At 73.7% G+C, this 3,727-nt stretch carries 6 protein-coding genes and 1 pseudogene; 4 read left to right on the top strand and 3 right to left on the bottom strand.

The genetic code is table 11. The features are described from left to right. On the top strand, positions 1–332 hold a 332-nt coding region (locus L2I40_RS20370), incomplete at its 5' end, for a hypothetical protein (RefSeq protein ID WP_237217005.1). A 19-nt stretch (positions 333–351) separates the two neighbouring features. On the opposite strand, the gene L2I40_RS20365 is transcribed toward L2I40_RS20370, so the two are convergent. Then, positions 352–1,149, bottom strand: coding sequence for a creatininase family protein (locus tag L2I40_RS20365; protein ID WP_237217004.1), 798 nt, complete (start codon positions 1,147–1,149; stop codon positions 352–354). A gap of 117 nt (positions 1,150–1,266) precedes the next feature. Here L2I40_RS20365 and L2I40_RS20360 point away from each other — a divergent pair, with 117 nt between their 5' ends. The 3 genes from L2I40_RS20360 (at position 1,267) to L2I40_RS20350 (ending at position 2,280) form a co-directional block, all read left to right on the top strand. Beyond that, complete coding sequence (locus L2I40_RS20360; protein ID WP_237217003.1) at positions 1,267–1,551, top strand: hypothetical protein; 285 nt, start codon at positions 1,267–1,269, stop codon at positions 1,549–1,551. Positions 1,552–1,555: 4 nt separating this feature from the next. Then, entirely contained in the window at positions 1,556–1,867 is a 312-nt protein-coding gene (locus L2I40_RS20355) for a hypothetical protein (protein ID WP_237217002.1), read from the top strand. A 119-nt stretch (positions 1,868–1,986) separates the two neighbouring features. Next, the gene (locus L2I40_RS20350) at positions 1,987–2,280 is read left to right on the top strand and encodes a hypothetical protein (protein ID WP_237217001.1); all 294 of its coding nucleotides are present in this window, start codon (positions 1,987–1,989) and stop codon (positions 2,278–2,280) included. Positions 2,281–2,283: 3 nt separating this feature from the next. On the opposite strand, the gene ftsY is transcribed toward L2I40_RS20350, so the two are convergent. Together ftsY and L2I40_RS20340 are read right to left on the bottom strand one after the other, a co-directional pair. After that, positions 2,284–3,228 carry a signal recognition particle-docking protein FtsY gene (ftsY, locus tag L2I40_RS20345; protein WP_308116439.1) on the bottom strand — a complete coding sequence of 315 codons (945 nt, stop codon included), beginning with the start codon at positions 3,226–3,228 and terminating at the stop codon, positions 2,284–2,286. Between the two features lie 267 nt (positions 3,229–3,495). Beyond that, positions 3,496–3,727: pseudogene (locus L2I40_RS20340) on the bottom strand (tRNA (N(6)-L-threonylcarbamoyladenosine(37)-C(2))-methylthiotransferase MtaB); the annotation flags it as partial.

Genomic DNA, 3,727 nt, shown 5'->3' with positions numbered 1-3,727 from the left:
GGCCGGCGGCACGTGCCCCCGGGCCGGCGGCACGCCCCTTCGGACCGGCCGCCCCGTCGCGCCTGCCGAAGACGGTGACCGAGCCCTGGAGCCTCGGCCCGCGCAACGCGACGCCCTATCGGCCCTACGAGGCCGCGCCGGTGCCCAACCGCAGCATCGAGCCGCCGCGCGACCGCTTCGCCGACCGCAACCCCTCGCTCGAGCCGATGCTGCTCCAGCCGGACCGGCGCCAGGGCATGACCTTCGGCCGCGAGCACCTGCGCGAGACCGGCCCCGACCGGCCCTTCGACAACATCGTCCCCGGCGCGCGGCTGCGCATCCCGTTCGAGTAGCCGCGCCTGGAGGTGACGGTCAGCGCGGGCCGTTCGCGCGGCCCGGCCTCCAGACCGGATCGGGCGTCGACCAGATCGCCGGATCGCGCAGCATCGCGGCCAGCCCCTCCGCCATCGCCTCGAAGATCGCCCTGCCCTTTTCCGCCGTCGCGGCGCGCGGATCGCCGCGCACGCCGGTGACCGGGGCGCGCTCGCTGAAGGACCAGAAGCGCGTCGCCGCCGCGTCGCCGGCCGAGAAGCCGCCGGGGGAGATCGTGTTGGCGATCTCGTCGCGGCGCACCTGGTCGGGGTCGAGATGCAGCCAGAGGCTCGTCTCGCCCTCGCACGCATGCTGGATGCCCGGCTGCGTCGTCAGCGCCGCCTTGATGGCGTCCGGCGCGAGCCGGGTGACGGTGGTGGTGACGACAGGGATCGCGAATTCATGCGCGAGCTCGCGCGCGGCGACGGCCAGCGGCTCGATGTTGCCGCCATGGCTGTTGATCAGGAACAGCCGCCGGAAGCCGTCGGCGAGGATGGAGCGCGTCACGCAGCGCAGCACGCCGGCGAAGGTCGCGTAGTCCAGGCTGATCGTGCCGCCGAAGGGGAAATGGTGCTCCGAAAGCCCCATCCACATCGGGGGCAGCACCACGGCGTGTCCCTCCCCCGCCAGCTCCGCGCCGCGCACCGCGACGGCGTGGCCGACCATGCTGTCGGTCCAGACCGGCAGATGCGGCCCGTGCTGCTCGAGCGCGGCGACGGGCAGCACGACGACCGGGTCGCGTGCCGCGAGCGCGCGCAGCTCGGGCGCCGTCATGCGTTCCCAACGGACCTCGGCCATCGTCCAACTCCCCCCCTACGACCTTGCGAGCATGGCAAGCGCGGCCGCCGGACGAAAGCGGACCGCCCGCGCCCCGGGACAGCTTGCCGCGCGCCGCGACGGCGCTAGCGTGTCCGGATGTTGCTCTATCGCAGCCTTTTCGGCCTTGCTGCGCTCACGACGGCGATCTTCGCGTTCTATTTCTTCGTCGGTCTCGCCGACGGCTCCGTTTCCTCGGTGAATCTCGGGCTCTGGGCGCTGATCCTCGGCGGGCTCGGCGCCGTCCTGGTCGGCGGCGTCCTGCTGCATCGGAGGGGCCGCACGGTCTGGTCGAAGCTGGTGCTGGCAGTCGTGGCGGTGCCCGCGCTGCTCGGCGGCCTCTTTTTCCTGATCCTCCTGCTGACCGTCGATCGCTGGAACTGAACCGGTGGTCGCCCTCTGGCTCTATCGGTTGTTCCTGCTGGTCGCCGTCCTGTCGGTGCTGCTGGTCGGGGCGCTGGTGGGGACCTACCTCCCCACGGCGCTCGCGAAGGGCGGGGCGGATGCCGTGGAGACGCTGGGCTGGGCCGCCGGCGTGGCGGTGGTGGCGGTGCTGGCGCTGGCCGCAGTCCTGCTGCGGCGTCGCGGCTGGATCCGGCTTGGCGCCATGGTGGCCTGCATCGCCGCGATGCCGGGCCTCTTCGGCCTGGCGATGGCGGGGGTGGTCGCGGGCGCCTTCATAATGAACTCCGGCCGGTGATGCGCCACGTGGAGGCCGGCGCATGGCCTCCCGGGACGCACCCCGCTGGCGGACAGCAGGCCCTGCCGTTACGTTCCGCGCATGAAACGCCGCAGTCGCCCTCCTCCGCGCAGGGCCCGGTGATGCTCTACGGCCTGTTGCAGGCGCTTGCGCTGGTGTCGCTCGGCGCGGTGGCGCTCGGCTTCGTCGGACATCTGGCGGGCGCCGCCGCGGACGGCGCCGGTGGCGCCGGCGCGGTGGTCTGGCTGGCCGTGCTCGGCCTCGGCGTCCTTCTGGTCGGCAGCGCGGACCGTCTGCGGCGCGAGGGAAGAACCGGGCAAGCGACCGCGCGCCTTGCGCTGGTCGCCGTGCCGGGACTGTTCGCCATCTCGGCCTATGTTGCGATCGGCCTGATGTTCACCCTCGGCCGCTGACCGTCAGTCGAGCCCGACCAGCCCGCGGGCGAAGTCGCGCGCGGTGAAGGGGCGCAGGTCGTCGGCCTTCTCGCCGACGCCCACGACATGCACCGGCAGGCCGAATTCCTGCGCGAGCGCCACCACCACGCCGCCCTTGGCGCTGCCGTCGAGCTTCGTCACCGCAAGGCCGGACACCTCGACCATGTCCCGAAAGACCTTCACCTGGCTCAGCGCGTTCTGGCCGGTGGTGGCGTCCAGCGTCAGCAGCACGGAATGCGGCGCGGTCTCGTCGAGGCGGCGGATCACGCGCACGACCTTGCGCAGCTCCTCCATCAGCGCGGCCTTGTTGTGCAGCCGCCCCGCGGTGTCGATCAGCAGCACGTCCATGCCCTCGGCCTTCGCGCGGGCGAGCGCGTCATGCGCGAGGCCGGCGGCGTCGGCGCCCATCTTCGCCGGCGCCACCACCGGGCAGCCGGTGCGGTCGCCCCAGATCTGCAGCTGCTCGACGGCGGCGGCGCGGAAGGTGTCGCCGGCGGCGAACATCACCTTGAGCCCCTGGCGGCGATACTGCTGGCCGAGCTTCGCGATGGTCGTCGTCTTGCCGGTGCCGTTGACGCCGACGACGAGCACGACATGCGGCGCGCGGGCGGGCTCGATCGCGAGCGGCTGCGCGACGGGGGCGAGGATCTCGGCGATGCTGTCGGCGAGGGCCGCCTTCACCTCCTCGTCGGTGACCTCCTTGCCGAAGCGGGTCTTGCGGAAGCCCTCGACGATGCGCTGCGCGGCGGACAGGCCGAGATCGGCGGCGATCAGCGTCTCCTCGAGTTCCTCGAGCGCCTCGTCGTCGAGACGGCGCTTGCGGAAGACGGTGGTGATCGCGTCGGTCAGCTTGGCGGTGGAGCGCGAGAGGCCGGCCTTGAGGCGCGCGAACCAGCCGCCCTTCTGCTCGGGCCCGGCCTCGGGCACGCTGTCGGCCAGTGCCTCACGTAGCGCGGCCGCATCGTCGCGTGGCGCGGCCTCGGCCGGCGGCGGCTCCACCGTGGGAACCGGCGCGGCGGGGACGTGGACGGGCGCGGCGGGCGCCTCGTAGGGCGGCGGCGCGTTGACGTCGGGCTGGATCGGGATGGCCGGCGGCGGGATCGGCGGCTCCGGATCGGGGGCGGGCGTTTGCGGCCCCTCCTCCGGCGAGCCGCGGCCGCGCAGACGGTCCCAGAACCCCTTGAGCGCCATCGGTCAGGCCACCTCCGCCACCAGGCCGTCATCGTCCGCGCCAACGACGCGCAGCGCGACGAGTTCGCCCCGCCGCCCCGCGCCGCGCAGGCGGACGGGGGCGAAATTCTCCGCATGGCCGCGGTCGGCACGCTCCAGCACCACGCGTTCCTGCCGGCCGATGCGGCTGTCGTAGAGGCGGCGTGCGGCGCGGCGGCCGGCCTCGCGCAGCCGCGCCGCGCGCTCCCGCCGCAGC

It is taken from the genome of Falsiroseomonas oryziterrae, assembly GCF_021864505.1.
Taxonomy (GTDB): domain Bacteria; phylum Pseudomonadota; class Alphaproteobacteria; order Acetobacterales; family Acetobacteraceae; genus Falsiroseomonas; species Falsiroseomonas oryziterrae.
The sequence above is the reverse complement of the archived record's forward strand: the minus strand, read 5'-3'. Positions and strand labels throughout refer to the sequence as shown.

Bases quoted from the DNA above. Each gene is read 5' to 3' on its own strand.
- L2I40_RS20360 (WP_237217003.1), top strand. From the start codon at position 1,267: ATGTTGCTCTATCGCAGCCTTTTCGGCCTTGCTGCGCTCACGACGGCG.
- L2I40_RS20365 (WP_237217004.1), bottom strand. From the start codon at position 1,149: ATGGCCGAGGTCCGTTGGGAACGCATGACGGCGCCCGAGCTGCGCGCG.